Raw genomic sequence first — 25626 nt, forward strand, 5'->3', positions numbered from 1 at the left:
GGCCCCCCGGCCAGACGAGGAGGAGAGTGAGTTATGAAAACGACACTAAGAGGATCGACCCTCAAGGCCGTCCTGCTGGCAGGCGCTGGCCTGTGCATTGCAGGCTCCGCTTACGCCGCCGAGCCGCTGGTGAAAGCCTGCGCCAAGGACGGCCAGTTCGTCATCGGCTTTTCGCAGGCCAACAATGCCGAGCCCTACCGCCAGCACGTCAATGACGAGCTGGAGGCAGCGGCCAAGGAAGTGCCCGGCTTCACGCTGCAGATCGCCGACGGCGCCGGCAACGTCAACACGCAGACCTCGCAGGTCGACAATTTCATCACCCAGAAGGTCGACATCCTGTTGATCTCGCCCTTCGAGGCCGCACCGCTGACGCCGGCGGTGAAGCGCGCCATGGATGCCGGCATCCCGGTCATCGAGCTCGACCGCAAGACGGTCGGCGACCCCGGCAAGGACTACACCGCCTTCATCGGCGGCGACAATTTCAAGATCGCCGAGGAAGCCGGAAAATACACCGCCAAGACGCTGCTGCCCGATGGCGGCGAGGCGGCGGTGCTGCAAGGCCTGCCAAGCTCGACGCCGGCCGTCGAGCGCCTCAACGGCTTCAAGGAAGGCGTCAAGGGAAACCCGAAAGTCCAGATCGTCGCCGAGCAGGCCGCCGACTGGGTCCCGGATAAAGCGCAGGTCGCCTTCGCCGCCATGCTGCAGGCGCACCCCGACATCAAGGTGCTCTACGCCAGCAACGACATGATGGCCGCCGGCGCGCTGCTCGCCGCCAAGGGTGCGGGCAAGGACGTCAAGATCATCGGCACAGACGGCCTGCCGGGCCCGGCTGGCGGCATCGAGGCGGTGGCCAAGGGCGACTGGGTCGCAACCTTCACCTACCCGACGGGCGCCAAGGAAGCGATCGAGATGTCGAAGAAGATCCTGCTCGACTGCGCGACCGAGGTGGACAAGACGGTGACGGTGGAGACCACCGCGATCACGGCCGAGAATGCCAAGCAGTTGATGGGGAAGTGAGGGGCGGGCAGAGCGCGTCTATTGAGGTGATGCGCAAGGCCCCGAGGGGCCTTGTTGCATTGCGGCAACGTATGGGAACGGCCGCTTCGCGCCTCATCTCGGTCATCGAAGTCATCCCGGCCGCCCGCCAAAAGCGGTCACAGTTGGTGTCGACGCCATGGGGAGTTTGCGCCGTGAGCATATCTCTCCATAATGATCCCAGCATCGGCTTTTTCCTGCCCTGCCCACCGATCAAGTGTTTTGTGAACAGCATCGCACTTTGCTAATATTGCCGTCACTGTGCTCGGCGAGGAAATCCCAGCATGTCGGAGAAGAGTCCGGTCGCGTTGCCGGCGGCGTCGGTGGCAACAGGTTTTCTGGGCGGCAACGGCAACAATGCGTCGGAAGCCCGGCATGAGCGCCGGATCCTGACCGCGCTCTGCTACGACCTGGTCGGATCGACCGACCTTCTTGGCATCCTGGACATCGAAGAGTTCGAGGAACTGATATCAGCCTTCCAGCGGGCGGCGAGACAGGCGGTCGCGTCGTGCTCGGGTGCCGTAGAGGTCGAGGTCGGCGATGGCGGCGTTGCTTTGTTTCCTGCCGAAATAGACGCCAAGGATGCGGCATCGCTGGCGATCCGGGCCGGGCTCGAAATCATCGACGCCTGCAGGCGCGTCGGTTCGAACCAAGGCCGCGCCGATTTGCATGTCCGGGTCGGAATCGCGACATCGATGACCCTGATCCAGAAGGGTGACGCCGAGACGGGTCGTGACAATGTCACCGGCCCTGCCTTCGCGATGGCCACGCGGCTCCAGGCCATCGCGCAGCCGGATACGGTGTTAGTCTCGGAGGCGACACGCAACCTGGCGCGACGGTCGCATGTGTTCAGCTTTAGGGGCAGCCATACGATCAAGGGTTTTGCCGAGCCGGAGCTGGTCTGGCGCGCGCTGAGTCACAAGCGCGAGGTCGACCGCTTCTTCGCCTTCGGGCGGCTGAGCAGTCCGCTCGTCGATCGCGAGGCCGAACTTGCCACGATCGCCGAAGCATGGGACAGCGCCGTTGCAGGAAACGGCGGCGTGGTGGTGATCGAGGGCGAGGCCGGGATCGGCAAGTCGCGCATTCTTCACGAAGTGCGCCGGCGCACGCGTCACCAGCGCGCGAAACTGCTGCTCTTCCAGTGCACGCCCGGCGGCTTGCGCTCGGCGCTGCATCCGCTGCTACAGAACGTACGCGGCGATTTCGCCGGCAACGAAGGACAGCTGAGCGCTGCCGCTGTGGCAGAAGTATTCCGCGATCATGACGTCCGCGATCCTGAAATCATAGACGTCTTCTCGTTCCTGCTCGGCGCTGCGGGAGCCGATCCGATGCTTAAGGAAATCGACGCCGAGGCGATGCGCGCGAAAGCCAATTGGGCGGTTCGCCACTCGCTCGAAGCCCTGTGCGCCAGCGGACCGATCGTCCTGGTGGTCGAGGACATCCATTGGATCGACCTGACGTCTAGACAATTGTTGGCTGAGCTTGCACAGTCGGCCCGTCACTTCCGGGCGCTTGTCATCGCGACCACGCGCCCTGAATCCGGGAGCTGGCTGGCAGCATCGAATCCAAGGCATATCTCGCTAAAGCCGCTCAACCGCGAGCAAACGCGGCTGGCGATCGCGGCCATGTGGCCGCAAGGCAAGCCTTCAACTTCCCCGGAATTGCTCGACGTGGTGGAACGCGTGACCGGAGGCGTCCCGCTGTTCATCGAAGAAATCTGCCAGTGGATGGCCGAGAACGCGGCCTCGGCAACGGATCGGCTGGCGCAGACCGCGACGCGCAGTCATGCCTCGGTGTTTGAAAGCGTGATCGAGGCCAGGCTCGAAACGCTAGGGCCGGCACGCGAAGTCGCGCGCGCCGCGGCCGTCGCGGGCAATCGTTTCAATCAGGAATTGTTGCGCGCGTTGTTGCCGGAGCTCGACGACGAAATCATCGCAAACGCGCTGGATTCACTGAGCGAGGCCGGGTTCCTGATCCGCGTGCGGCCTTTTGGCGTTCCGGTCTATGGCGTGCGCCATGCGCTTATCCAGGAGACGATCTACAACGCAACGCTGCGCAAGAAACGGCAGGCCTTGCATCGCCACCTGTTTGCCGCGGTGAGCCGCAACCGAAACCTGGCCGGGTGGCTGAGCACCGCCGAGGTCGCCGAGCACGCCGAGCGCGCAGGCCTTATGGAGGACGCGATCGCTCAGTTCGTGATCGCAGGCACGGAAAGCTCGTCGCGCTCGGCAATGGCGGAAGCGAGGCAGATACTCGAGCATGCATTGGCGCTCTGCGAGCACGTTGCGGCAGCCGACAGGCGAGACGCGCTGCGGCTATCGGCCATGATCGTGCTCGGTCCCATCCTGACCGCTGTCGAAGGTCCGAACTCGGGGCCCGCCCGCAAATTGTACGAGGACGGCGTGGTGATAGCCCGGCGGCGGCCGGTGGCCGAGCGGGCCAAGTGGTTCCCGATCTACTGGGGCTGGTGGTTCACGGATACCGTCATGGACGGCGAGCGCGCGGAAGTGGTGCTCAGCGATCTCAGGGATGTCGAGGATGCCGAAGTGCAACTCCAGGCCAGGCATTGCGTGTGGGCAATCGACTTCAATCTTGGCCGCCACGACCGCTGCATCGCGGCAGTCGACGCAGGACTTTCGCTCTATGAGCACGGCCAGGGCAAAGCCAATGCTGCGTTGTTCGGCGGGCATGACGCGAGGGTCTGCGGGCTCGCCCACCGCGCCTTGTCGCTTTGGTTTGTCGGAAAGCCGGCAAGCGCGATCCATTCGATGTCGGAAGCTAGGAGCTGGGCGCAGCAAACCGGACATGCCGGCAGCATCGCACATGCCTATCTCAACGAGGCGATGCTGCATTGCTATCGCCGAGATTTTTCGAGGTTACGAAGCGTGATAGCGGATCTGCGCCACTTGACGGAGCGCCATTATATGCCCGCTCTCGCCGCCGCAGCGCAAATCTTCGAAGGCTGGTGCGACGGCAACGCCGGCCAGGTCGAGAGCGGCAGGGAGAAAATGCGGCAAGGCCTTGGCCTCCATGGCGAGTTCCAGACGCCTGAGGACGAACCGGTCTATTGCGGCATGCTGGCAGAGCTTTTGACACGAACTGCCGAGGTCGATGAGGCGCTCGCGTTGCTGGGCTCGGCTGTGGCGCAGGCCGAGGCCGGCGGCAGCCGCTTCTGGCTGGCAGAGCTCTACAGGCGAAGGGCGGAGCTACTTCTTCTCCAGGGCGATGCGGAGGCGGACGTAATCGCTGCCCTCGAAAAGAGCATCGCCATAGCCGCGGAGCAAAGTGCCGTGCCTTTCCTCGTCAGTACATACGAGACCCTTCAATCATCAGGCCTGTCGCCTGAACTGTCGTCGCGCTATCGCGATCGGGTCGAACGTGCGAAATCCGCTCTCGAGCCGGGCGCCGCGCTGATCGTCAATCCCGAATCGGCCGTTCGGCACTAGCGGGCCCTGCAAGAGCATCCGCGATGCTGGAGCGATATCAACGCCTTGGTCCGCCGCCCGACGAGGCGCTGGCGAGGCTGATGAAGATGCGCGAAGGCCTGGGCATCACGCGGATCGCCGACATCACCGGGCTCGACCAGCTCGGCATCCCGGTCGTGCAGGTGACAAGACCTTTCTCGCTCTCCAACGCGGTCGCGCAAGGCAAGGGCGCCACCCTGGTGCAAGCCGGGATATCGGCCATGCTGGAATCGGCCGAGAGCTTCTTTGCAGAGCAGGTGGCGAATTTCGAACCAGTCGTCGGCTGCGCCGATCAATTGGGCATCCCGCCAGATCGTTTCGAAAGGTATCTCCAAGGGGGCACCGCGCCGGGATGGCGCGGCAGGGAGACCGCGTGGGTAGCCGCAGACAATCTTCTTACCGGCAGCCGCGACCTGGTCCCGTTCGAGCTCGTGCACACCGCCTATGTGTTGCCGTCGCTGCCCCATGACGGCATTTTCGCGGCATCGACGAGCGGTTTGGCAGCAGGCTTCGCGGAGCCGGATGCCATCGTTCATGGCATGCTTGAATGCATCGAACGCGACGCGATCGCCACGGCATACCGGACCCACGGGTTTTTCCACCGTCAACGCATCGATCCCGAGACGATCGATGATCCGTCGCTCCGCGATCTCCTGGAAACTTTGGCGGCCAAGAACGTGCTGGTTGGCCTTTGGCAAGCTTTGTCGCCGTTGGGCATACCGGTGGTGTGGTGCCATCTGCTGGAAGACGAACCGACAGAAACGGTCCTTTTGGATCATCCGGCTGATGGCTCGGCTGCCGGTTTCAGTCCCGCCGGCGCGGCGGTGCACGCCATCTACGAAGCGGCCCAGGCCCGTCTGGCGGCGATCTCGGGCGCGCGCGATGACCTGACGCGCGCGTCCTATCCGAAATACCCCGATCGGCAGGTGATTGCAGCGCATCGCCGGCTCCTCCGCGACGGCCCGCGCAGCGTGGATTTCGGCGCGTTCGCCGAGCAGAAGTTCAACACGGCGTCGGACGGGCTGTCGGTCCTCTTGGCAATTCTCGAAGAGAGAGGGTTCGATGCGGTTCACCTAATCCGGGTGGGAACGAAACCGTTCGACGCCCTGTCGGTTGTCAGGATTGTCATCCCTGCCTTGCAGCCGCTCTTGCAGGGGTAGGGATTATGCGCCCGAAACTCGTCTTCACTGGCCCTACCGTGTCCCATTCCGACGCGTTGAAGGTCGTCGATGCGGTATGCCTTCCCCCGGCCGTGCAAGGCTCGATCGTTTCGGCCGTGCAGCATTTCGACCCGAGTGCGATCCTTCTCATAGATGGCGGTTTTCAGACCGAGCCGGCGGTTCGGCACAAGGAAATCCTGTGGGCCCTCAGCCGCGGCATTCATGTCGTCGGCGCGGCCAGCATGGGTGCCCTTCGAGCAGCCGAGCTGTTCCCCCATATGCAAGGCGTCGGGCTTATCTACCGATGGTATCGCCGCTGCGCCTTTGCACCCGACGACGCAGTAGCGGTATTGCATGGACCGGCCGAGGTGAATTTCGCTCAATTGACGCATGCGCTGATTGACCTGCGCCGGACCCTTCGTGCTGCTTGCCGGCGCGGCGTGATTTCACCCGAACAGCAGGCGAGGCTCGAGGGTGCGGCACAGGCCGTCAATTTTCGCGATCGCACCCTGGCACGGATGGTCCGGGATGCGCACGACGGCAAGGACGACGTCGAGAAATTGTGCAGGGAGCTCGGCGCCGCTTTCGTCCAGCAAAAAAAGCAAGATGCCCTGCGGGCACTCGAACTTTTGCGGGAGCAAGCATTTGAAAAAGCATACCCCGTGCCGGAATTACAGCTAACCACGGCCTTCTCCAAGGATATGGATGATGCGGGGCTGGCGCTATAGGCCCTGACCTCTTGGCGGCCGACGATTTACGTAACGTAAGCACCGTGATAGCGTGGCATCGTCAGAGGGGGCCAAGCAATTGGACGCGGTCGATCGTGCCGTTGCGCAAGGTGTGCTGGGTACGCGGTTCCTGGTCTACCCGCAGGTCCCTCACCTTTCGGGTTACGGAACACCCGAAACAGTATGGATTTCTACTCCACCCGATCTGATCCGCTCCGGCCCGGAAGATCACCGCATCTACGTTCGCGATCCGCTCCTCGACAAGGAGCCTTACGACTACCCTTATCTGCCACCGTTTGTCGGCGAAACCTTTCCACCTGCACAGGCTGGCTTTGACGGCCATTTCGATCAGCTTTCCTTGACCTCGCGGCAGTTCCTTTCTGCGCACGCTTTCGCCTCGGTCAGCCGCGTGCTGGACATCTGGGAAAGCTACCTCGGCAAACCGATTGTCTGGTATTTCGCCGAGACGTTCGAGCGGCTCGAAATCATCCCCTTCGTCGACTGGGAGAATGCGCAATCGGGCTATGGCTATCTGGAACTCGGCCGAGAGCGCGGCATCGACGGAGGCAACTATCCCTATGCGCTCAACTTCGATGTGATCGCACATGAGGTCGGCCACGCAATCTTGTTTTCGCTGTTCGGGACACCAACTGGCGGCCTGACTCAAGGCGATTTCGGACCGTTCCACGAAGCCAGCTCGGATCTGGTCTCGCTCTTGTCCTTCCTGAATTTCGACAGCGGCATGGACCGGCTGCTGCGGCACTGCAATGGCAACCTGCTTGTTCTCAATGAGTTGAACCGGATTGCCGAGCTGACTGGCGATCGGCAGATCCGCCTCGCCAGCAACGCACGCCGCATGTCGGAGGTGACGGCGGAAATCCATGACAGGTCACGGCCATTCACGGGGGCTGTGTTCGACACGATCGTCCACGTCTACCACGCGGCACTGGTGCACGAGGGGTTGGCCGACGAGCGGCTGCTGGGGATCGATATCAAGGATGTCGACCAATCCGACATGCAGCGCATTTCGGATTTCACGTCCCGCGCCTTCCGCGCTCGGCCCTTCATGTTCAAGAGCATGCTGATCAGAGCAAGGGACGAGGTGGCTCTCGCACTTGCTCAGGCATGGCCACGCCTCGATGCGGACGACCTGTCGTTCGAAAAGGCCGCGGCGTTGGTGGTGGACTCCAGCGATCGCGTCGCGCCGATGCTCGCGGAAAAATTCGATGAGAATTTCAGCTGGCGGGAGATCTTGTGAACTGAAGGATGCAGCAAAAAGGAGCGAGGAAAATGAGCGACGACTATCACCGACCGACACTAACCTTTCCGTCAGGCGCTTACAACGCAACACAGGTTAGGCTCTATGGCTTGGGGGCGGAAATTGGACTCAGCGTGCCCGGTGCGCCAGCACCCTTTGGTGACACCGGCATGTATGTCGAAACCGCGCCTGGGGAACCTATCACCGACGAGCAACATGTCAACGCACTTGAAGTATTGAAGAAGTATGACAGCAACAAAGGCCGCCAAGATATAATAAATGGAAATATCCCATTTCCAAAAATACCAATCAGAGTCTCCTACCATTTCAAGATCGACCTGAAGAATTTTGGCGCTGCGGTCCTTTCAACGGTAGGCAGTACCTTCATGCTCGGATCATCTCCAGAACAGAAAACATCGTGCGGGATAATTGTCGGTTATGCCTATGAGGGACATACCTACGATTTGCCAAAGCCCAAGATAATGATCATCCCGGCGTTTCCGGAACCCAAGATTCCGGCGGACGATTCGGAATTTGACGCCAAGGAACCTGAAGGCTACGCGGTTTGGCTCGTCGATAAGCTCAACGAATGCGTGGAGTTGGAGATGAACCAGGGCTTTGTCGAACAGATCGTCCTCGAGGCGAACCTTCCAGGCAAGCGTTCACCGACGATGTACGCATCCAAGATGACGATGGGACACCGTGGCGGAAAGCTGAACGACTAGTCTCTCATGTTCCCTGTCAAAGGTTGAAGGCAAGAAGGCTCGCCTGCTTGGCAGGTTTGCCATGCAGTCGGATCGGCTGAAGCTGCACAGGGCTGGGGGTGGAGCTCAGAGACGACGGTTGATCAGACTCTCATTCCGCGGGTTGGGTACGGCCTTCCGTGTCTTGGTCTCGGGGCTGTCCTCGGTCTAGAGGGCGGGCGTGGGGCGCATCGGCTCGGCGACATAACTGGCGACGGGAGTTCCGCACGATGGCCATGTTGTGCGCCCTGGTTGTCACCGCCGGCCGAGATCCATTGAATCCTGTCGACACGAACGCGAAAGGCTTCATCACATCGATATCCGAGAGGCCCTCGGCATCCTCGCCGTGTCCGGCAAACGGGATTTAGCTGTCGCGCCAGTCAACGAGTGTGTCCGCTTTCCGAATGCTACCACCCGAAACCGGACAGGCAGGAAGCGGCCCAAATGCGACATTCAATTTTCGTCGTGCCCCTGCCAGGGATTTGGCGTGCCCCAGCCGCTTACGTTGCGTCTAGTCCCGCCATGTAAGCCTTCGCGCCACGAGGGACCGCACGCCACTGACGGACAACTATGATGTGGACCACCAGTTTGGCGCACCCAATCGGCCACGCCAGCCCGCAGCCTCATTCACGGCGCAGCCGTAAACCCGCACTGCTTCTGTTCCATCTCGATCTGCTTCGTGATGCGGATGGCGTTCTGGGCGTAGGCTTGCGTTACCGAGCCGCTGTTGACGGTCTTGTCCTTCAGCGGGCTGACCGCTGCGCAGAGGTGGAAGACATGCTCGGTGTCGGACTTGGCGGCGCCGTTTTCCGGCGCGATCCAGTAGACGATATCCTGGCCATTGGGGTGCGCCGCGTCCTTCGTCGCCGCGGCCACCGTGGTGGAGTCGGTGGCGATCGCCTGCGCCTGGGCGGCGACTTCGGGCGAACAGGCCGTGGTCGGCTGCCCCGCCTTGATCTGTTCCGCGCAGGTGTTCATGTCCTGCGTGTACTGCTCGACCGATGGCGGCTGGTAGCTGACCCCGATCAGGGTCGCCAGCACGGCCAGCACGGCGCCGATGCCGCCGGCCACCTTCTTGCTCTTCGGGTCCATGTTCTTGTCGTTGAGGATCAAGAGAACCAGCGGCAGGAAGGCAATCAGCGTGATGATCGCGCCGAGCTGGTTCTGGACGAAGAACCGGAACGTGTCGGATTCGCGGGCCGGGTCCTTCCGGTTGGCGGCCTTCCAGAGCAGGCTGCCGGCGATGGCGAAGATCGCGATCCCGACCAGGATGCCGATCAGCAGCGGCAGGTTGCCCTGGTCGAACTTGTGCTTGTAGAGCAGTACGATCCCGGCGATCTCGCCGCCAATGGCGATGACCCACGACAGCACGGCGAACAGGCGCAGCCGCGTGGCCCCGGACTTCTGGCCCTGCGTTGCCTGCCAGTCCTTGGTAACGTCTACGGTCGGCTTGTTGTCGGTCATGACCAGATCCCCCGGTGTCGACACTTTTGCGGGGCGGCGTCAAAGGCGCCCGGCGCAGCGTCATTGATCGAACGTCGCCTGCCCCGGCGCGAAAGCGCCACGGCAGACCCCATCCTTATTGCGCATGATGGGATTCGTCCATAGCCGAGCGGGGGGACGAGGATGCGGGCGATGGTGCGGAGGAGGGCAGGGCAATCGCATAAGGGGCTGGCGCAATCCCATGCGATTGCCCGGGAAGAGGGAGTCACCCGTTGGCCTACACGAACCGGCCCACGCATCGACGATCAGATCGCAAAACTTCGCATGGTCGAGCTTCACCGCCACGCTATGGCGGAAGTCGGTCTGCTCGCTCGCCGTGCCGCCGAAATGGTGCATCGCGCCCATTTTCTCGAAATTGCAGATGCCCTTGGTCCAGCGTCCCGCAAGCTCGACGCGGATATCGGCCTTTTGGACGCGGGCAGTCTGGCGCGGCCTCCTTAGCGACTCTCCCGTTCCCTGAATTGATTTGTATACAAATGTTTCTGGGCGACATCGGTTTGTGAAGCGCTTCACCGTTGCCGCGCAATCGATCGGTTACAGAGGCCGTGCAAGAGCGGGCCTGAGGCAGCGCTTTGCTGCTGCATGGAGGTAACCGATGTTTGAAAGTCTCAGCAGAATTCGTGCTGCCCTGGCGCGCGCCAGCAAGCACAGGAAGACCGTGCGCGCACTGAATGCGCTGCCGACGGAGATCCAGAAGGACATTGGCTGGACGGAGTCGAGGTCGATCGATGAGATAAGGCTGCCGTTCTAGGGCCGCATCCAGCGTCGCTAATATATCGCTCGCCATCGATTGTTCGGAAGCGTACAGTATAGCATCGTCAGCCACATCAATGGGCGCTGACGCTTGGGAGCGACCATCGCACTCCTGCCCCGAGAGGAGGCATTGGAGCCATGGCGGAGCAACCGAGACAGTCCGGTCTGAGCGCCGAGACGCTCGCGGCCTTGGCGCGGGAAACCGGGGCCTCCGAGCAGCAGATACAAGAGATCGCATCGCTGATCGGCAACGATCGCTCGTCCATCGTGCGCGAAGCGCGCATGGTTGCGGCTGACCGCCCGAAGCGCTGATCCAGGAAAAAGCTGCTGGATTGATTGATGGGGCGTCGCCCCTGATTTGTCGGTTTTGTACGAAGTACAATGGCTGAATCCGAGTCAGCTATCGTCCAATGACCGTTTGCATTTGGGCAGGGCGCCGACGGCTGGGAGATGACATGTGCTCTTGCCCTTGACGGGAGAGAGCGATGGACCAGTCGGTCAGCAAGGAGAAAAGCGGCCTTTTGCGCCGCATGAACCCGGCCGACTTCGCACTGCTTGCGCCGCATTTGCACCATCGTGTGCTCGATCTCAAAGCCCCGCTCGAAATGGCGGGCGAGCCGGTCGCCTCGGTCTGCTTCCTGGAAAGCGGCCTGGCCTCGGTGGTGGCGAGGAACCGGCCGGGCCTGGACACCGAGGTCGGCATCATCGGCCACGAAGGCATGTCGGGCTCCGCATTGGTGATGGGCGCCGACTGGGCGCCCCATGACTGCTACATGCAGATGCCGGGCGAGGCGGTGTGCATCGATTCCGAGCCGTTCAAGGCAGCGTTGCAGAAAAGCCCGACGCTTCGCGCCTTCCTGCTGCGCTATGCCCATTATCTGCACGGCCAGACCAAATCCACGGCGCTGAGCAATGCCCGCGCCAAGCTCGAGGATCGGCTGGCCCGATGGCTCCTGATGTGTGACGACAGGGTGGTCGGCCATCAGATCCAGATCACGCATGAGTTCCTGTCCGTCATGCTCGGCGTCAGGCGTCCGGGCGTCACCATCGGCCTGCAGATCCTGGAAGGGCGCGGCCTGATCCGGTCGCGGCGCGGCGAGATCGTCATTCGCGACCGGGATGGCCTGATCGCCGTCGCCGATGGTTTCTACGGCCAGGCCGAGGCCGAATACGAACGGCTGCTGGGCTGAGCCTGGCACGGGCTGGAAATGGCCGACGCGAATGCCGGTGAAAGCATGTTGCCAGAGCCGCGCCGGCCATTTGCGGCCATCTGGGGAGAGGCCGCCCGGCAAATCTAGCATCGGCGCAAAAGCGGGCAACGAACCGCAATCGCTTGGTAAAAACCGTACAATCGAATTGTGTTGAACCTTGGTTCGGCAAGAGTATGAATCCGCTGTCGTCGACCATTGTATGGGGCGCTGGCGCCTGAGACTTCGACAGGCTCGCGCGCCCGATGTGAACGGGGAAAACCGAAATGGCAGAACTGCTTTTCGATGTATCCGCCTTCGATTGCGCCATCCTGCGCGCCGCCTTCATCAAATCGGTGATGGAAGACAATGTCCCGGAAAAGCGGTGGCGCGCGCTCGCCGCCTCCCTGGTTCGCGACCTGACCGACCACGAAGACGTCGAGCCGGATCTGCTCGGCTGGATCACGCGCAAGTAGCAATATTCTGACGGTCCGGCGGCTACCCCAGCCACCACCACAGCGCCGCGACCGCCGCAAGCACCGCCGCCACCGACAGCCCCAGCATGATGTAGCTGCCCTTGATGATGTCGCGGATGATCTTCTTCACGCTTTCGCGGTCGTTGAGGTTGGGGAAAGGCTCGTTGGGCAGCGCCACGCCGAGGAAGCCGCAGAGCGGCGCCCAGCCATCGCTGACCTTGAACACCAGAAGCTTCTCCGGCGGCACGGCCGCTATCACCTCCTCGGTATAGGCGTTGTAGCGCGCCACCGCCTTGGCGCGGTCGTCCATCACGCCGGCAAGCGTGCGGCCCCAGATCAGCCTGTGCGACATGTCGCCGAATTTGCGGCCGAACGGCGTCAGCCATTCCAGCACCTTGAACTGCCACAATGTCTCGGTGAAGTGGATGGTGTCGATGGTGCTGTCGTACCAGGCCTCGGCGCCGCGCGGATGCAGGGTGAGCAGCACCTTGGCGTCGGGATAGGCGGCCATCAATTCGCGCCACACGCAGCATCCCGGATTGTCGACCGTCGCCTTGTAATTGGCAAAGACTCTGGTCCAGTCGTGCTGGCTGCCGGGCGGGCTGTTGGCCACCTTGCGCCAGAAGTCGAGATGGCCCTTGTTGGCCTTGTTGAGGATGACTTCCTGCATGTGATAGCTGGGAAGGCCCAGCCTGTTCAGCGCGGCAAAGGTCGACCATGTGCCGGTGCGGCCGAATCCGGCCCCGATGAGCTCAAGCGTCATTTTACCCCCCTTGTTGAGACCGCTTTTCTTTTTATGCCGGTCCGCTCGGAATGAGGTTGCATCCGCGCCCCTCGGCGCGCAACAATTTTCCCTGTCCAGGGCAGAAATGTGTTTGCTTTTTCGTCTGGGCCACGCGGAATGAGGGTTTGGCTATTCCAGCGGGTGAGGGAGCCTGATAATAGGTCAGTCAGATTGACCTAAATCGCATGGCCAGAACGGTCATGCTGGACCAGATGCCGTATCCCGGGAGGTGGGCTCGTGAGTTTGATGGACCTGTTGGCGTCGCGCGCCTCGCGCATGAAGGCGTCGGAAATCCGCGAGCTGCTCAAACTGCTCGACCAGCCCGACATCATCTCCTTTGCCGGCGGCATCCCCGATCCGGCCTTGTTTCCGGCCCAGGCGATCGCCGATGCCTATGCCTCGGTGCTGGGCGGTGCGGAGGCGAGCGCAGCACTTCAGTATCAGGTCTCCGAAGGCTATCTGCCGCTCAGAAAATGGCTGGCCGGCCAGATGGGCAAGCTCGGCATTGCCTGCGACGAGCACAACATCTTCATCACCTCCGGCTCGCAGCAGGCGCTGGATTATCTCGGCAAGCTTTTCCTGTCGCCCGGCGACACAGCACTGGTAACATGGCCGACCTATCTCGGCGCGCTGCAGGCCTTCAACGCCTACGAACCGCGCTACGACCGGCTGACGCCGGACGGCGGCAACATGACGCCTGCCGCCTACCAGGCCGCTGCTGCCGCTGCAGGCGGCAAGGTGAAATTCGCCTATCTGGTGCCCGATTTCGCCAACCCGACCGGCGAGACGCTGAACCGCCAGCAGCGCGAGGCGGTGCTTGACCTCGCCGACGAGCTCGACATTGCTATCATCGAGGACGCCGCCTATCGCGCGCTGCGCTATGACGGCGAGGGCCAGCCGCCGATCCTGGCGCTCGACTGCGAACGCTCCGGCGGCATCGAAAACGCCCGCACGCTCTATTGCGGCTCGTTCTCGAAAATCCTGTCACCGGGCATGCGCGTCGGCTGGGTCTGCGCGCCGCGCCGCGTCGTCGAGCGGCTGGTGCTGATGAAGCAGGCGTCGGACCTGCACAGCCCGTCGATCAACCAGCTGGTCATGCACCGCGTCTCCGAGGCCGTGTATGACGGCCAGGTGGAAAAGCTGATCGGCGCCTATCGCCAGCGCCGCGACGGCTTGCTTGCGGCACTCGAAGCGGAAATGCCGGATGGCGTCAGCTGGAGCCGACCGGAAGGCGGCATGTTCGTCTGGCTGACGTTGCCTGAGGGTTCGGATGCCACCGCGCTGCTCGCCCGCTCGGTCAAGGAAGCCCGCGTGGCGTTCGTGCCGGGCAGCGCATTCTACGCCGACGGTTCGGGCCGCAACACGATGCGGATGAGCTTTACGCTCGCAGATGAACGCGCCGTGGGTGAAGGCGTGCCGAGGCTGGCGAAATTGATGAAGAGCTAGGCGCCCTACCTCCCCCTTGTGGGGAGGTCGACCGAAGGTCGGGTGGGGGTGCTTGGCGCCGACCCCCACCCCGATCCGCTTTGCGGATCGACCCTCCCCACAAGGGGGAGGGTAAAAAAGTCACTCCGCCACCACCAATTTATCCTGCGTCTTCGTCTCGAAATCGCTGGCGTCGTGGCGCTCGTGCAGTTGCATGGCCGGGTCGCCGAAGGCGCGGTTGACCATGCGGCCGCGCTGCACCGTCGGGCGGGCGTCGATCGCCTTGGCCCAGCGTTGTACGTGCTCGTAGTCCTGCACCGACAGGAATTCGGCGGAATCATTGTACATGCGGCCGAGCGCAAGGCCGCCATACCAGGGCCATACCGCCATGTCGGCGATCGAATAGAAGGCGCCGCCGAGATATTCAGTCTCCGCCAGCCGCCGGTCGAGCACGTCGAGCTGGCGCTTGGTCTCCATGGCGAAGCGGTCGATGGCGTATTCAATTTTTTCGGGCGCATAGGCGTAGAAATGGCCGAAGCCGCCGCCGAGATAGGGCGCCGAACCCATCTGCCAGAACAGCCAGGACAAGGTTTCCGCGCGCGCCGGCTGTTCGGTCGGCAGGAACTCGCCGAACTTTTCCGCGAGATAAAGCAGGATCGAGCCGGACTCGAAGACGCGGACAGGCGTCTTGCCGCTGCGGTCGAGCAGCGCCGGGATCTTGGAGTTGGGGTTGACCTCGACAAAGCCCGAGCCGAACTGGTCGCCATCGTTGATGCGGATCAGCCAGGCGTCGTATTCGGCGCCCTTGTGGCCGAGCGCCAGAAGCTCCTCCAGCATGACAGTCACTTTGACCCCATTCGGCGTCGCCAGCGAATAGAGCTGCAGCGGATGCTTGCCGACCGGCAGCACCTTGTCATGCGTCGGACCGGCAATAGGCCGGTTGATGCTGGCGAACGTACCGCCATTGGCTTTCTTCCAGCTCCAGACTTTCGGCGGGGTGTATTCGGTCATGCGGGAAATTCCTTGGTTTGGCGGGCGAAACGACTTGCGCGACGGCGCGAGACTGATGGCGGAAAAGTCGGCGGAACCTAGATACGGGAACACATAGGTGCAATTCAGAAAGGTTCAACTTGTGTTGAACTATTATCGATGTCGGCGCCGCCCCTCATCGCCCTGCCGGGCACTTCTCCCCGTATAGTGACGGGGAGAAGGACGCTGTCGCCTACTGATTTCCCCAATTGCCAGCGTTGCCAAGAGCGCCGATGTTGCGGCCATCTCCCTTCTCCCCGTCACTATACGGGGAGAAGGTGCCGGCAGGCGGATGAGGGGCAGCGCCAGCCTCTGAAATGATTGCCTTGTTGCCTAAGCCCTTGCGCCCTGTGCAGCGCGGCATACCTATAGAGGATACTGCCCACGCATATCTGCCAGGATGACCGCATGCCGATCGATCCCGTTTCCCCGCTCTTGCGCTCCGTCGTTGGCGTGCGCGCCATGGTTCCCGACGATGCCTTCACGGCCAATGCCCTGGGCACGCGCCGGGAAGGCAGCGGCGTCGTCATCCGCGGCGACGGGCTGGTGCTCACCATCGGCTATCTCATCACCGAGGCCGAGGAGGTCTGGCTGACCGACCAGGACGGCCGCGTCGTGCCGGCGCATGCGCTGGCCTATGACCAGGAGACAGGCTTCGGCCTAGTGCAGGCGCTGGCGCCGCTCGGCCTGCCGGCGGTGGCGCTGGGTGACGCCTCGAAGGCGAAGATCGGCGACCCCGTGGTGTTTGCCGACGGCACCGGCCGCTCGGTCAAGGCACACATCGTCACCAAGCAGGAATTCGCCGGCTATTGGGAATATCTGCTCGACGAGGCGATCTTCATTGCCCCGGCGCATCCGTCCTGGGGCGGCGCGGCGCTCATCGGCCAGGATGGCAGCCTGCTCGGCATCGGTTCGCTGCTTTTGCAGATGAGCCGCAACGGCGAGGTCGCCGACATCAACATGGTCGTGCCGATCAACCTTCTGACCCCGATCCTCGACGATCTCCTGACGCGCGGCCAGGTGGCGAAGCCGCCGCGCCCATGGCTCGGCGCCTTCTCGGCCGAGTCGAACGGTGCGGTCGTGGTGATGAGCGTCGCCGAAGGCGGCCCCGCCGCCAAGGCCGGCCTGCGCCAGGGCGACATCATCTCCGACGTGCGCGATGGCGAGGTCGACGGTCTCGCCGATTTCTACCGCAAGCTATGGCAGAATCCGGCGGGTTCGGAGATTCCTCTCAGGGTCGTGCGTGACGGTCGTGAGACTTGGCTGCGAGTGAAATCCGCCGACCGAAACAGCTTTTTGAAGAAACCGCATCTGCAGTGAAGCCAATCTCCCCCCAAGTGGGGGAGATGCCCGGCAGGGCAGAGGGGGGCGCGAAGGATCGCGACCTCTCAATCTATATTTTCTGACAAGAATCGCGGGATAAACGTGGCTGACACTGGCCGGTGCGTTGGCGGGACAGCGGCCCCCCTGCCGGCCATCTCCCCCACGAGGGGGGAGATTGGCTGCCCCCTCAATCCCCGCATACCCTAAAAGGCGTCCCCGTGTCCCACTCCGCGAAGGGCACGACCTGGCCTTCGACAGACACGATACTGTTCACCTTGCTGTCATCATCCTGCGTCTGCATACTTTTGCCCTTGCCGGTCAGCACGTCGTAGTCGCAGCTGCTGTAGACGACAACGGACTGGTATTTGTAATGGTCATAGGCAACGCCGGCGACGACGAAGGCCTCGTTGCGCCAGGCGATGGTCAGCGTCATGTCGGTCCGCTCGCCGGGGCCGATCAGCCCCGGCAGATAGATCTTGATCGAGCCGTTGGGCAGCAAGGTCAACTCCGGTTCGATGCCGGAGCCCTCATAATGCGGCTGGTCGTAGTCGTTCCATTCGCCGTAGACCTGCTCATGCACGACGCCGGCGGGTTTCAGAAAATTGTACTTTTTGTCCCTCAGGAAGAAATGCATGTCCATGGTATCGTCTTCGGGCTCGGTCTCGACGATCATCGCCAGATCGGCGGCGCCGTCCCCATTGAAGTCGCCGGTCAGCGCGGTGATGATCTTCTGGGTTTCGATGGGTTCGGCGAGCGCCGAGGCCGGCAGCAGAAGGATGAGGCCGAGTAACATCGATCGCATGGCATTTCCCCCGAATTGCAGTCTGCCTTGCCCGGCTCGACCAGCCGGGAAACTGCCATGAGCGCCGGCTTGGGCGCAAGCCGGCTCGCAATAGGCTAGGGGGTATCGACGCCGCTGACGGAAACTGGCATCGACAGCCGATACAGCCGGCCCGGCAACAACGAGGTGATGATGGCGCCGTTCAAGGTCGATCCCGACAAGGTTCATGAATTCCCCGATCCCGACAGTTTTTACGCCTGGCTGCGCGAAAATCATGCCGGCGAGAGCGAGGTCTGGATCAAGGTCCACAAGGTCGGCTCGGGCCTCGCCTCGATCACGCCGAAGCAGGCCATCGACGTGGCGCTGTGCTTCGGCTGGATCGACGCCATACGCAAGCCGCTCGACGACAAGAGCTTTCTGCAGCGCTACACGCCGCGCGGCAAGAAGAGCATCTGGAGCAAGATCAACATCGACAATGTCGCCCGCCTGGTCGAGGAGGGCCGCATGACCGAACACGGGCTGAAACAGGTCGAGGCGGCCAAGGCCGACGGCCGCTGGGACCGCGCCTATGCCTCAGGCAAGGACATGAAGATCCCTGACGATCTGCAGGCCGCCATCGACGCCGAGCCGAAGGCGAAGGAGATGCTGGCAAAGCTTTCCGCCCAGAACCGGTTCGCGCTGGCGTTTCGAACGCACAACATGAAGACGGAGGCGGGGCGCAGGAAGAAGATCGAGGCTTTTGTCGAGATGCTGAAGCGCGGCGAGCCGATCTATCCGCAGAAGCGGTGAGGCGACGGCAAGCGGCTGCCATGGCGCGCGCAGCTAAAAACCCGCGTGTGAGGTTCTGGCCTCCCTTTCTCGGACATAACCTATTGTTTTTACGGTATTTTCCACTCGGCGTGTGGGTGATAGATGCGATAGTGGAAAAAACATAGCAACTTATTGTTAATTAAGAGTTTTCCACTATGTTAACTTGATCCTGGCTTAAGAGTGGAAAACGATGCTGAGAGAGTTGACCGGCGAGCAGCGGCGCCAACTCATAGATACGCAACAGGTCTACGAGGCCTGGCAGCGTGCTGATGACCAGCGCCAAAGGCGCTTTGCAGGCAGCATGCGCTGGGTTGAGCGCAGCGGTGCTGAATACCTGCTGCGGAAGGTCCGGCAGGTCGAGAATTCACTCGGGCCGAAAAGCAGCCAGACGGAGAAGGCGTTCGCTGCGTTTTCCGAGGGCAGGGTGCAGAACAAGGATCTGCTGGCAGGTCTGGCCGATCGCCTGAACGGCCTGGCGAAAGTCAATGTGGCAATGGGGTTGGGCAGGGTACCGGCCATCGCCGCACGGATATTGCGGCGGTGCGCCGAAACAGACCCGCTGGGCAAGCAGTTGCTGGTCGTCGGCACGAATGCGCTGTTCGCTTACGAGGCTCTGGCGGGCGTCCAGATCACCAGCGGTCTCACGGCAACCGGCGACATCGACCTGCTCTTCGATTCCCGACGCCGCATCAGCTTCGTGACCGGCGAGAGGGTAAGCCAGTCCGGCCTGATAGGCGTGTTGCGTAAAGTGGACAGGTCCTTCAAGCCGCTCCAGCCCCGGGCCTTCAGGGCAGCGAACCGTGATGGCTATCTGGTCGACCTGATCCGTCCGCGGGCAAGACATGTCCTCAAGGACAACGCCACTACCTCGATTACACAGCTTGCCGACGACCTCGACAGCGCACCCATGAAGGGGCTGCAATGGCTCATCAACGCCCCGAAGGTGGAGGCTGTGGCGATCGATGAGCGTGGCTATCCCGTAAGCATGCCGACGGTCGACCCTCGAATGTTCGCTCTGCACAAGGCTTGGCTGGCCACGCGGCCTGATCGGTCTGCGGTCAAGGCAATGAGAGATCGTGAACAGGCGGAAGCGGCTGCACGCATTGCCACGGGCTATCTTGCGCTTCCGCTGGACAGCGAGCATCTCAAAGGGCTTCCGGGGGCACTGCTGGACGCTGCGGCCGCAACGCTCTCTCTGCCTGGCCCGAGCGGCTTTTCCGAAGACTCTCCAATTGAGCCCGACTGGTAGCGGCCGCGCTAGCACGCCATGCTACGAAAATAGCATTCTCGCCTCGCGAAATGTGATGCTACGGTTCCCGGCGCACCCAGGGCGGAGGGGTTGCCAAGAGGAGAAGTGGCGGGCGCTGGCCCGGATTTCAGCGAGAACCGGACGGAGTTGTTGAACCATTGCAAGGCCGCCGCGTTTTCCAGCGTCGGCCACAAGGGAGGAACCACCTGTGAAAGCATCCTATCTCGTCTCAGCCGTGCTGCTTGCGGCGACTGCGATGCCGGCGGCGGCCGGCGAAATTTCCGACGGCAAGGTCAAGATCGGCATCCTCAACGACCAGTCGGGCGTCTATGCCGATTTCGGCGGCAAATGGTCGGTCGAGGCCGCCAGGATGGCGGTCGAGGATTTTGGCGGCAAGGTGCAGGGCGCGCCAATCGAGATCGTCAACGCCGATCACCAGAACAAGCCCGACATTGCCTCCAACATTGCGCGCCAGTGGTACGACACCGAGCAGGTCGACGCGATCATGGAACTGACGACATCCTCGGTGGCGCTCGCCGTCCAGGGGTTGTCCAAGGAAAAGAAGAAGATCGACATCGTTACCGGAGCGGCATCGGCCGACCTGACCGGCAAGCAATGCTCGCCCTACGGTTTCCACTGGGCTTACGATACCCACTCGCAGGCGGTCGGCACCGGCGGCGCGCTTGTGCAGCAGGGCGGCGACAGCTGGTATTTCATCACCGTCGACTATGCCTTCGGCTATTCGCTGAAGGAGCAGACCTCAAAGGTTGTTGAGGCAAGCGGCGGCAAAGTGCTGGGCGAGGTGCGTTACCCCTTGGGATCGACGGATTATTCCTCCTTCCTGCTGCAGGCGCAGTCCTCCGGCGCCAAGGTTATCGGCCTTGCCAATGCCGGCCTCGACACCTCCAATACCATCAAGCAGGCGGCCGAGTTCGGCATCGTCGCCGGCGGCCAGCGGCTGGCAGCACTTCTGTTCACGCTTGCCGAGGTGCACGGCCTCGGACTGCAGGCGGCGCAGGGCGTGGTGCTCACCGAAGGGTTTTACTGGGACCGCGACGACAAGAGCCGCGACTTCGCCGGGCGCTTCTTCAAGCGCACCAACCGCATGCCCAACATGATCCAGGCCGGCACCTATTCGGCGGTGCTGCAATATCTCAAGGCCATCGACAAGGCCGGCACCGACGAGACCGAGGCGGTCGCCAAGCAACTCCATGAAATGCCCGTCGACGACATCATCAACGCCAACGGCAAGGTACAGGCCGACGGCTCGATGGTGCACGACATGTATCTCTATCAGGTCAAAAAGCCCGAGGAGTCGAAGAAGGACTGGGACTACTACACCTACCTTGCGACCATTCCGGGCGACAAGGCCTTCATCAAGGCTGAAGACAGCGGCTGCCCGCTCGTCACCAAGTGACGCTGGCGCAAGCCGTGGCCGTCCAGCCGGACGGTGCCGAAATCAAGCCGCGGGTGGTGCTCTCCGCCCGCGGCCTGCGGCGCGATTTTGCCGGTTTCGTCGCCGTCAACAATGTCGACCTCGACGTCCATCACGGCCAGATCCATGCACTGATCGGGCCGAACGGCGCCGGCAAGACGACGATCTTCAACCTCTTGACCAAGTTCCTGCAGCCGAGCAGCGGCAGGATCGAACTGTTGGGCAACGACATCACCCGCACCGCGCCGGCCAGGGTGGCGCGCATGGGTCTCGTCCGCTCGTTCCAGATATCGGCGATCTTTCCGCATCNCGTCGCCTTGCAGCGGCCGAGCGGGCTCGGCTTCCAGTTCTGGCGCTCGCTGGCCGCGCTTGACCAACTGACTCCACGGGCGCGCGAACTGCTTGCCGTCGTCGGTCTCGACGATGTCGCGCATCGTCCGGCCGGCGATCTCTCCTATGGCCGAAAGCGCGTGCTCGAGATCGCCACCACGCTGGCGCTCGACCCGAAAGTGCTGCTGCTCGACGAGCCGATGGCCGGCATGGGGCACGAGGATGTCGGCGTCATTTCCGGCATCATCCGCTCGCTGGCAACGGACCGCGCCGTGCTGATGGTCGAGCACAATCTCACCGTCGTCGCCGACCTCTGCGACTGGATCACCGTCATGCAGCGCGGCCAGGTGCTCGCCGCCGGCGACTACGCGACGGTGAGCAACGATGAGCGCGTCAGGGTCGCCTACATGGGGACCGAGCAGGGGGACCGAGCATGAGTGAGCCGCTGCTTGCCGTGCGCGATCTCCATGCCTGGTATGGCGAGGGCCATGCGCTGCATGGCGTCAACCTCGACGTTTTTCGCGGTGAGACCGTGACGCTGCTCGGCCGCAACGGCGTCGGCAAGACCACAACGCTGCGCGCCATCATGGGGCTGGTCCGCAAGCGCAGCGGCAGCGTCGCCTTCGATGGCAGCGACCTGATGCGCCTGCCGCTGCATCGTGTTGCCCATCGCGGCATCGGCTTCGTGCCGGAGGAACGCGGCATCTTCGCCACGCTCACCGTCGACGAGAACCTGATCCTGCCGCCGGTGGTGGCCAAGGGCGGCATGAGCGTCGACGAGATCTTCGATCTCTTTCCCAACCTCAAGGAGCGCCGCAACAGCCCCGGCACCAAACTCTCCGGCGGCGAACAGCAGATGCTGGCCATCGCCCGCATCCTGCGGACGGGCGTGCAGATGCTGCTGCTCGACGAGCCGACCGAGGGCTTGGCGCCGGTCATCGTCCAGCGCATCGGCGAACTGCTGGCGACCTTGAAAAAGCGCGGCATGACCATCCTGCTCGTCGAGCAGAATTTCCGCTTCGCCGCCCGCATCGCCGACCGCTTCTACCTGATGGAGCACGGCAAGGTGGTGGAGGGTTTTGCCGTAAGCGAGCTTGCCGCTCACACGCAACAGCTGCACGAGGTGTTGGGGGTATGATGACGACAGCCCACGGCAGTACCCCCACCCCGCTGCTGCGCAGCGACCCTCCCCACAAGGGGGAGGGTGGAGGGCCACCGCCCTACCTCCCCCTTGTGGGGAGGTCGGACCGAAGGTCCGGGTGGGGGTACGTGCCGCACAGACGCATCCCGCTTGCAACACCCTCGGTGACGCCATGACCATGATCTTCGGCATCCCCGTCCAGGCCTTGCTCGGCCAGATGCTGGTCGGGCTGATCAACGGCTCCTTCTACGCCATGCTGAGCCTCGGCCTGGCCGTCATCTTCGGCCTGCTGCGGATCATCAATTTCGCCCATGGCGCACTCTATATGCTCGGCGCCTTCATCGGTTACCTGCTGCTCGTCCATCTCGGCATCGGCTACTGGCCGGCGCTGCTCCTGGTTCCGCTCATCGTCGGCGTCTTCGGCATGGCGGTCGAGCGCGTGGCGCTGTCGCGGCTCTACCGCCTGGATCCGCTCTACGGGCTGCTGTTCACCTTCGGACTGGCGCTGGTCATCGAAGGCGTGTTCCGTTTCTACTACGGCGTGTCGGGCAACCCTTATGCCGTTCCGGCGCAGCTTGCCGGCGGCACCAATCTCGGCTTCATGTTCCTGCCCAACTATCGCGGCTGGGTGGTGGTGGCCTCGCTCATTATCTGCATCGGCACCTGGCTCCTGATCGAAAAGACCAGGCTCGGCTCCTATCTGCGCGCCGCGACCGAAAATCCCGAGCTGGTGCAGGCCTTCGGCGTCAACGTGCCGCTGCTGCTGACGCTCACCTATGGGCTCGGCGCGGCGCTCGCCGGCCTTGCCGGTATTCTCGCCGCGCCCGTCTACCAGGTCAGTCCGCTGATGGGCTCCGATATCATCATCGTCGTCTTTGCCGTCGTCGTGGTCGGCGGCATGGGTTCGATCCTCGGGGCCATCGTCACCGGCTATATGCTCGGCCTCGCCGAGGGCCTGACCAAGGTGTTCTATCCCGAGGCGTCGAACCTCGTCGTCTTCGTCATCATGGCGGTCGTGCTGCTCCTGCGCCCCGCCGGCCTGTTCGGAAGGGACGCCTGAGATGAGCGAGGCAACCCTTCACCAACAGCGCACCGCCGCCTCCGTGCGGCTGGAGCGGGTATTGCTGGCATTGGCCATACTGGCGCTGATAGCCGCGCCCTTCTTCGTCTATCCGATCTTCCTGATGAAGATGCTGTGCTTCGCGCTGTTTGCCTGCGCCTTCAACCTGCTGCTCGGCTACACCGGGCTGTTGTCGTTCGGCCACGCCACCTTCTACGGCGCCGCCGCCTATTTCTGCGCCTACGCCGTCAAGGCATGGGGCTGGCCGCCCGAGGCCGGCATCCTGCTCGGCACCGCCGGAGCGGCCGTGCTCGGCCTGGTCATGGGCTTCCTCGCCATCCGCCGGCAAGGCATATATTTCTCGATGATCACGCTGGCGCTGGCGCAGATGTTTTATTTCTTCTGCGTCCAGGCGCCGTTCACCGAAGGCGAGGACGGCATACAGGGCGTGCCGCGCGGGCATCTGTTCGGCATCGTCGATCTCAACGTCACGTTCAACATGTATTTCGTCGTGCTTGCCGTCTTCCTCATCGGCGTCTTCGCCGTCTGGCGCATCGTCAACTCGCCGTTCGGCATGATCCTGCGTTCGATCCGCGAGAACGAGAACCGCGCCATCTCGCTGGGCTATTCGGTCGGCCGCTACAAGCTCGCCGCCTTCGTCATGTCGGCAGCCCTTGCCGGGCTTGCCGGCGCGACCAAGGCGATCATCTTCCAGTTCGCGACGCTGACCGACGTCACCTGGCAGATGTCGGGCGAGGTGATCCTGATGACGCTGCTAGGCGGCATCGGCACCATGGTCGGTCCTGTCGTCGGCGCCGGCCTCGTCGTCGGCCTGGAAAACACGCTCGCCACCTCAGGCTTCCCGGTGACCATCGCCACCGGCCTGATCTTCATGATCTGCGTGCTGGTCTTTCGCCGCGGCATCGTCGGCGAGATTTACGCGCGCTGGCTGGCGCCGGCCAACGGCGAGGCGGGCCGCGATCAATAGGTGATGGTCACCACCACCGTGTCGGTGTAGACGCCGGCCGAGGGCGTCGTCTGCGGCGGCACGCGGCCATAGACGGTGAGCGCCTGGGCCGTACCGGTTCCGGTGCCGGCCACCGTGCTTCCCGGCGTTCCGGCGTCACCCCAAGGCTGCGAGCGCGCCAGATCCTTGTAGAGGCCGTAGGTGATCCTCTCGGCGCCCTTCGACATCTTGCGATTGGTCGGTGTGCCCCCTGTCGTGCCGCCATTGAGGGAAACCGTGTACGCGGTCGACGGGGTGCAGGTGACCGTAACCTGGCCGGTGGCATCGGCATTGGCGTCGAGCACGCCCTTGGAGCCGAAATCGATGTTCTGGGTGGCGACCAGGCAGTTTGCCGCGACCGTGGCGTTGATGGTGAAGGTCGGACTGGTGCCCAAGTTGCCCGCGCCGGTGTTGCAGCTGCTGCTCAACAGGGTTGTCCGGGAGCGGAACTCGAGTTGCCCGCCCGAAAATGTCGACAGATAAGTGCCCGGCGGAACGGTCGCCTGGCCGCCGGGAACCCGGCCATAGAGCGTCAGGGTGTCGATTGAGTTGCCGAAGAGATTGGGGCTCAGCAGCAGCGGTGGCGGGCGCGAGGCGTAGGCCCAGTTATAGGTGCCCCAGACAACGCTCATTGCGGGGTCCGAATAGAGTTGATAGTTGAGGCTGTTGACGCCGCTCGCCATCTGCCGGGCCGCCGCCGAGGTTGCACCGCCGGTGCCGGCGGCAATATGCGGACAGACCAGGACGGGCAGCAGCAATGGCAAACTGCCGCTGCAAGTCGCGGTGAAGGTGGCTGTCGATGTCGCCGCGGTGCCCGACAGCGTGTCGATGAGGCCGAAATTCAAACTGGTGACGGTGTAACTGCAGCTCTGCGCCCGGGCGAGCGACGGGAGCAGCACCAGCAGCAGGGCGATGATTACGGCGCGCAGCATTTTTCCTCCAGCTC

Annotated in this window: 25 protein-coding genes; 20 read left to right on the forward strand and 5 right to left on the reverse strand. The window is 63.0% G+C overall.

The window, feature by feature from the left end; all coding sequences use genetic code 11:
* Window positions 1–33 precede the first annotated feature (33 nt).
* The 6 genes from X751_RS159705 to X751_RS1000000166745 all read left to right on the forward strand — a co-directional run bounded on the left by X751_RS159705 (window position 34) and on the right by X751_RS1000000166745 (window position 8370).
* Entirely contained in the window at window positions 34–1017 is a 984-nt protein-coding gene (locus X751_RS159705; RefSeq protein WP_023689831.1) for a substrate-binding domain-containing protein, read from the forward strand.
* Between the two features lie 302 nt (window positions 1018–1319).
* A complete protein-coding gene (locus X751_RS159700) occupies window positions 1320–4481 on the forward strand; it encodes an AAA family ATPase (protein WP_023743920.1) in 3162 nt (1053 codons plus the stop codon).
* A 23-nt stretch (window positions 4482–4504) separates the two neighbouring features.
* A complete protein-coding gene (locus X751_RS0132620) occupies window positions 4505–5659 on the forward strand; it encodes a YcaO-like family protein (protein WP_023689834.1) in 1155 nt (384 codons plus the stop codon).
* A 5-nt stretch (window positions 5660–5664) separates the two neighbouring features.
* On the forward strand, window positions 5665–6387 hold the full coding sequence (locus X751_RS0132625; RefSeq protein WP_031244619.1) for a TfuA-like protein: 723 nt from the start codon (window positions 5665–5667) through the stop codon (window positions 6385–6387).
* 79 nt (window positions 6388–6466) lie between these two features.
* Window positions 6467–7645: a hypothetical protein gene (locus X751_RS159695; RefSeq protein WP_023689836.1), complete on the forward strand. Its 1179-nt coding sequence runs from the start codon at window positions 6467–6469 to the stop codon at window positions 7643–7645.
* Window positions 7646–7677: 32 nt separating this feature from the next.
* Complete coding sequence (locus X751_RS1000000166745; RefSeq protein ID WP_155923581.1) at window positions 7678–8370, forward strand: hypothetical protein; 693 nt, start codon at window positions 7678–7680, stop codon at window positions 8368–8370.
* Between the two features lie 645 nt (window positions 8371–9015).
* Here X751_RS1000000166745 and X751_RS159690 read toward each other — a convergent pair.
* Entirely contained in the window at window positions 9016–9852 is an 837-nt protein-coding gene (locus X751_RS159690) for a hypothetical protein (protein WP_023743923.1), read from the reverse strand.
* Between the two features lie 162 nt (window positions 9853–10014).
* On the opposite strand from X751_RS159690, the gene X751_RS1000000166750 reads away from it, so the two are divergent.
* The 5 genes from X751_RS1000000166750 (at window position 10015) to X751_RS24960 (ending at window position 12307) form a co-directional block, all read left to right on the forward strand.
* On the forward strand, window positions 10015–10332 hold the full coding sequence (locus tag X751_RS1000000166750) for a hypothetical protein (protein ID WP_023743924.1): 318 nt from the start codon (window positions 10015–10017) through the stop codon (window positions 10330–10332).
* A 154-nt stretch (window positions 10333–10486) separates the two neighbouring features.
* The gene (locus X751_RS1000000167430) at window positions 10487–10642 is read left to right on the forward strand and encodes a hypothetical protein (protein ID WP_023671409.1); all 156 of its coding nucleotides are present in this window, start codon (window positions 10487–10489) and stop codon (window positions 10640–10642) included.
* Window positions 10643–10782: 140 nt separating this feature from the next.
* Window positions 10783–10956 carry a hypothetical protein gene (locus X751_RS1000000167435; protein ID WP_023671410.1) on the forward strand — a complete coding sequence of 58 codons (174 nt, stop codon included), beginning with the start codon at window positions 10783–10785 and terminating at the stop codon, window positions 10954–10956.
* Between the two features lie 173 nt (window positions 10957–11129).
* Window positions 11130–11834, forward strand: a complete 705-nt coding sequence (locus X751_RS159680; RefSeq protein WP_023685922.1) for a Crp/Fnr family transcriptional regulator — start codon at window positions 11130–11132, stop codon at window positions 11832–11834.
* 284 nt (window positions 11835–12118) lie between these two features.
* Window positions 12119–12307 (forward strand): hypothetical protein, encoded by a 189-nt coding sequence (locus X751_RS24960; RefSeq protein WP_023671412.1) that lies wholly within the window; start codon window positions 12119–12121, stop codon window positions 12305–12307.
* A 22-nt stretch (window positions 12308–12329) separates the two neighbouring features.
* Here the strand turns inward: X751_RS24960 and X751_RS159675 are convergent, their stop codons facing one another.
* Entirely contained in the window at window positions 12330–13070 is a 741-nt protein-coding gene (locus X751_RS159675) for a sulfotransferase family protein (protein ID WP_023697773.1), read from the reverse strand.
* Window positions 13071–13337: 267 nt separating this feature from the next.
* Between X751_RS159675 and X751_RS159670 the strand changes: the two genes are divergently transcribed.
* Window positions 13338–14537, forward strand: a complete 1200-nt coding sequence (locus X751_RS159670) for a PLP-dependent aminotransferase family protein (RefSeq protein WP_031246904.1) — start codon at window positions 13338–13340, stop codon at window positions 14535–14537.
* A 120-nt stretch (window positions 14538–14657) separates the two neighbouring features.
* Here the strand turns inward: X751_RS159670 and yghU are convergent, their stop codons facing one another.
* A complete protein-coding gene (gene yghU / locus X751_RS159665) occupies window positions 14658–15527 on the reverse strand; it encodes a glutathione-dependent disulfide-bond oxidoreductase (RefSeq protein WP_023693764.1) in 870 nt (289 codons plus the stop codon).
* 426 nt (window positions 15528–15953) lie between these two features.
* On the opposite strand from yghU, the gene X751_RS159660 reads away from it, so the two are divergent.
* The gene (locus tag X751_RS159660; protein WP_023671416.1) at window positions 15954–16865 is read left to right on the forward strand and encodes a S1C family serine protease; all 912 of its coding nucleotides are present in this window, start codon (window positions 15954–15956) and stop codon (window positions 16863–16865) included.
* Between the two features lie 190 nt (window positions 16866–17055).
* On the opposite strand, the gene X751_RS159655 is transcribed toward X751_RS159660, so the two are convergent.
* A complete protein-coding gene (locus X751_RS159655) occupies window positions 17056–17670 on the reverse strand; it encodes a hypothetical protein (RefSeq protein ID WP_023715162.1) in 615 nt (204 codons plus the stop codon).
* Between the two features lie 171 nt (window positions 17671–17841).
* On the opposite strand from X751_RS159655, the gene X751_RS159650 reads away from it, so the two are divergent.
* From X751_RS159650 to X751_RS159620, 7 genes are all read left to right on the forward strand, one after another.
* Window positions 17842–18438, forward strand: coding sequence for a YdeI/OmpD-associated family protein (locus tag X751_RS159650; protein WP_023743926.1), 597 nt, complete (start codon window positions 17842–17844; stop codon window positions 18436–18438).
* A gap of 211 nt (window positions 18439–18649) precedes the next feature.
* Window positions 18650–19708, forward strand: coding sequence for a nucleotidyltransferase domain-containing protein (locus X751_RS159645; RefSeq protein WP_023685929.1), 1059 nt, complete (start codon window positions 18650–18652; stop codon window positions 19706–19708).
* Between the two features lie 208 nt (window positions 19709–19916).
* Window positions 19917–21125, forward strand: a complete 1209-nt coding sequence (locus X751_RS159640; RefSeq protein WP_023685930.1) for an ABC transporter substrate-binding protein — start codon at window positions 19917–19919, stop codon at window positions 21123–21125.
* Window positions 21126–21139: 14 nt separating this feature from the next.
* Window positions 21140–21910, forward strand: a complete 771-nt coding sequence (locus tag X751_RS159635; RefSeq protein WP_031204810.1) for an ABC transporter ATP-binding protein — start codon at window positions 21140–21142, stop codon at window positions 21908–21910.
* Window positions 21907–22611 (forward strand): ABC transporter ATP-binding protein, encoded by a 705-nt coding sequence (locus X751_RS159630; protein ID WP_023671422.1) that lies wholly within the window; start codon window positions 21907–21909, stop codon window positions 22609–22611. Before X751_RS159635 ends, X751_RS159630 begins: the two co-directional genes overlap by 4 nt.
* A 175-nt stretch (window positions 22612–22786) precedes the next feature.
* A complete protein-coding gene (locus tag X751_RS159625; protein ID WP_023671423.1) occupies window positions 22787–23674 on the forward strand; it encodes a branched-chain amino acid ABC transporter permease in 888 nt (295 codons plus the stop codon).
* A gap of 1 nt (window position 23675) precedes the next feature.
* Window positions 23676–24662: a branched-chain amino acid ABC transporter permease gene (locus tag X751_RS159620; protein ID WP_023743928.1), complete on the forward strand. Its 987-nt coding sequence runs from the start codon at window positions 23676–23678 to the stop codon at window positions 24660–24662.
* On the opposite strand, the gene X751_RS159615 is transcribed toward X751_RS159620, so the two are convergent.
* Window positions 24656–25612 carry a spore coat protein U domain-containing protein gene (locus X751_RS159615; RefSeq protein ID WP_023712558.1) on the reverse strand — a complete coding sequence of 319 codons (957 nt, stop codon included), beginning with the start codon at window positions 25610–25612 and terminating at the stop codon, window positions 24656–24658. The two genes, X751_RS159620 and X751_RS159615, sit on opposite strands and share 7 nt — an antisense overlap.
* Window positions 25613–25626 lie beyond the last annotated feature (14 nt).

This window comes from Mesorhizobium sp. LNJC394B00, assembly GCF_000502555.1.
In the GTDB taxonomy this organism is placed as follows: Bacteria; Pseudomonadota; Alphaproteobacteria; order Rhizobiales; family Rhizobiaceae; genus Mesorhizobium.

Excerpts from the sequence above, each read along its gene's own strand:
- X751_RS159645 (WP_023685929.1), top strand. The coding sequence starts at position 18,650 with ATGCTGAGAGAGTTGACCGGCGAGCAGCGGCGCCAACTCATAGATACG.
- X751_RS1000000167435 (WP_023671410.1), top strand. The coding sequence starts at position 10,783 with ATGGCGGAGCAACCGAGACAGTCCGGTCTGAGCGCCGAGACGCTCGCG.
- X751_RS1000000166745 (WP_155923581.1), top strand. The coding sequence starts at position 7,678 with ATGAGCGACGACTATCACCGACCGACACTAACCTTTCCGTCAGGCGCT.
- X751_RS159670 (WP_031246904.1), top strand. The coding sequence starts at position 13,338 with ATGGACCTGTTGGCGTCGCGCGCCTCGCGCATGAAGGCGTCGGAAATC.
- X751_RS159630 (WP_023671422.1), top strand. The coding sequence starts at position 21,907 with ATGAGTGAGCCGCTGCTTGCCGTGCGCGATCTCCATGCCTGGTATGGC.
- X751_RS159620 (WP_023743928.1), top strand. The coding sequence starts at position 23,676 with ATGAGCGAGGCAACCCTTCACCAACAGCGCACCGCCGCCTCCGTGCGG.
- X751_RS0132625 (WP_031244619.1), top strand. The coding sequence starts at position 5,665 with ATGCGCCCGAAACTCGTCTTCACTGGCCCTACCGTGTCCCATTCCGAC.
- X751_RS159660 (WP_023671416.1), top strand. The coding sequence starts at position 15,954 with ATGCCGATCGATCCCGTTTCCCCGCTCTTGCGCTCCGTCGTTGGCGTG.
- X751_RS159690 (WP_023743923.1), bottom strand. The coding sequence starts at position 9,852 with ATGACCGACAACAAGCCGACCGTAGACGTTACCAAGGACTGGCAGGCA.
- X751_RS159675 (WP_023697773.1), bottom strand. The coding sequence starts at position 13,070 with ATGACGCTTGAGCTCATCGGGGCCGGATTCGGCCGCACCGGCACATGG.
- X751_RS159650 (WP_023743926.1), top strand. The coding sequence starts at position 17,842 with ATGGCGCCGTTCAAGGTCGATCCCGACAAGGTTCATGAATTCCCCGAT.
- X751_RS159615 (WP_023712558.1), bottom strand. The coding sequence starts at position 25,612 with ATGCTGCGCGCCGTAATCATCGCCCTGCTGCTGGTGCTGCTCCCGTCG.
- X751_RS159680 (WP_023685922.1), top strand. The coding sequence starts at position 11,130 with ATGGACCAGTCGGTCAGCAAGGAGAAAAGCGGCCTTTTGCGCCGCATG.
- X751_RS1000000167430 (WP_023671409.1), top strand. The coding sequence starts at position 10,487 with ATGTTTGAAAGTCTCAGCAGAATTCGTGCTGCCCTGGCGCGCGCCAGC.
- yghU (WP_023693764.1), bottom strand. The coding sequence starts at position 15,527 with ATGACCGAATACACCCCGCCGAAAGTCTGGAGCTGGAAGAAAGCCAAT.
- X751_RS24960 (WP_023671412.1), top strand. The coding sequence starts at position 12,119 with ATGGCAGAACTGCTTTTCGATGTATCCGCCTTCGATTGCGCCATCCTG.
- X751_RS1000000166750 (WP_023743924.1), top strand. The coding sequence starts at position 10,015 with ATGCGGGCGATGGTGCGGAGGAGGGCAGGGCAATCGCATAAGGGGCTG.
- X751_RS0132620 (WP_023689834.1), top strand. The coding sequence starts at position 4,505 with ATGCTGGAGCGATATCAACGCCTTGGTCCGCCGCCCGACGAGGCGCTG.
- X751_RS159625 (WP_023671423.1), top strand. The coding sequence starts at position 22,787 with ATGACCATGATCTTCGGCATCCCCGTCCAGGCCTTGCTCGGCCAGATG.
- X751_RS159655 (WP_023715162.1), bottom strand. The coding sequence starts at position 17,670 with ATGCGATCGATGTTACTCGGCCTCATCCTTCTGCTGCCGGCCTCGGCG.
- X751_RS159705 (WP_023689831.1), top strand. The coding sequence starts at position 34 with ATGAAAACGACACTAAGAGGATCGACCCTCAAGGCCGTCCTGCTGGCA.
- X751_RS159700 (WP_023743920.1), top strand. The coding sequence starts at position 1,320 with ATGTCGGAGAAGAGTCCGGTCGCGTTGCCGGCGGCGTCGGTGGCAACA.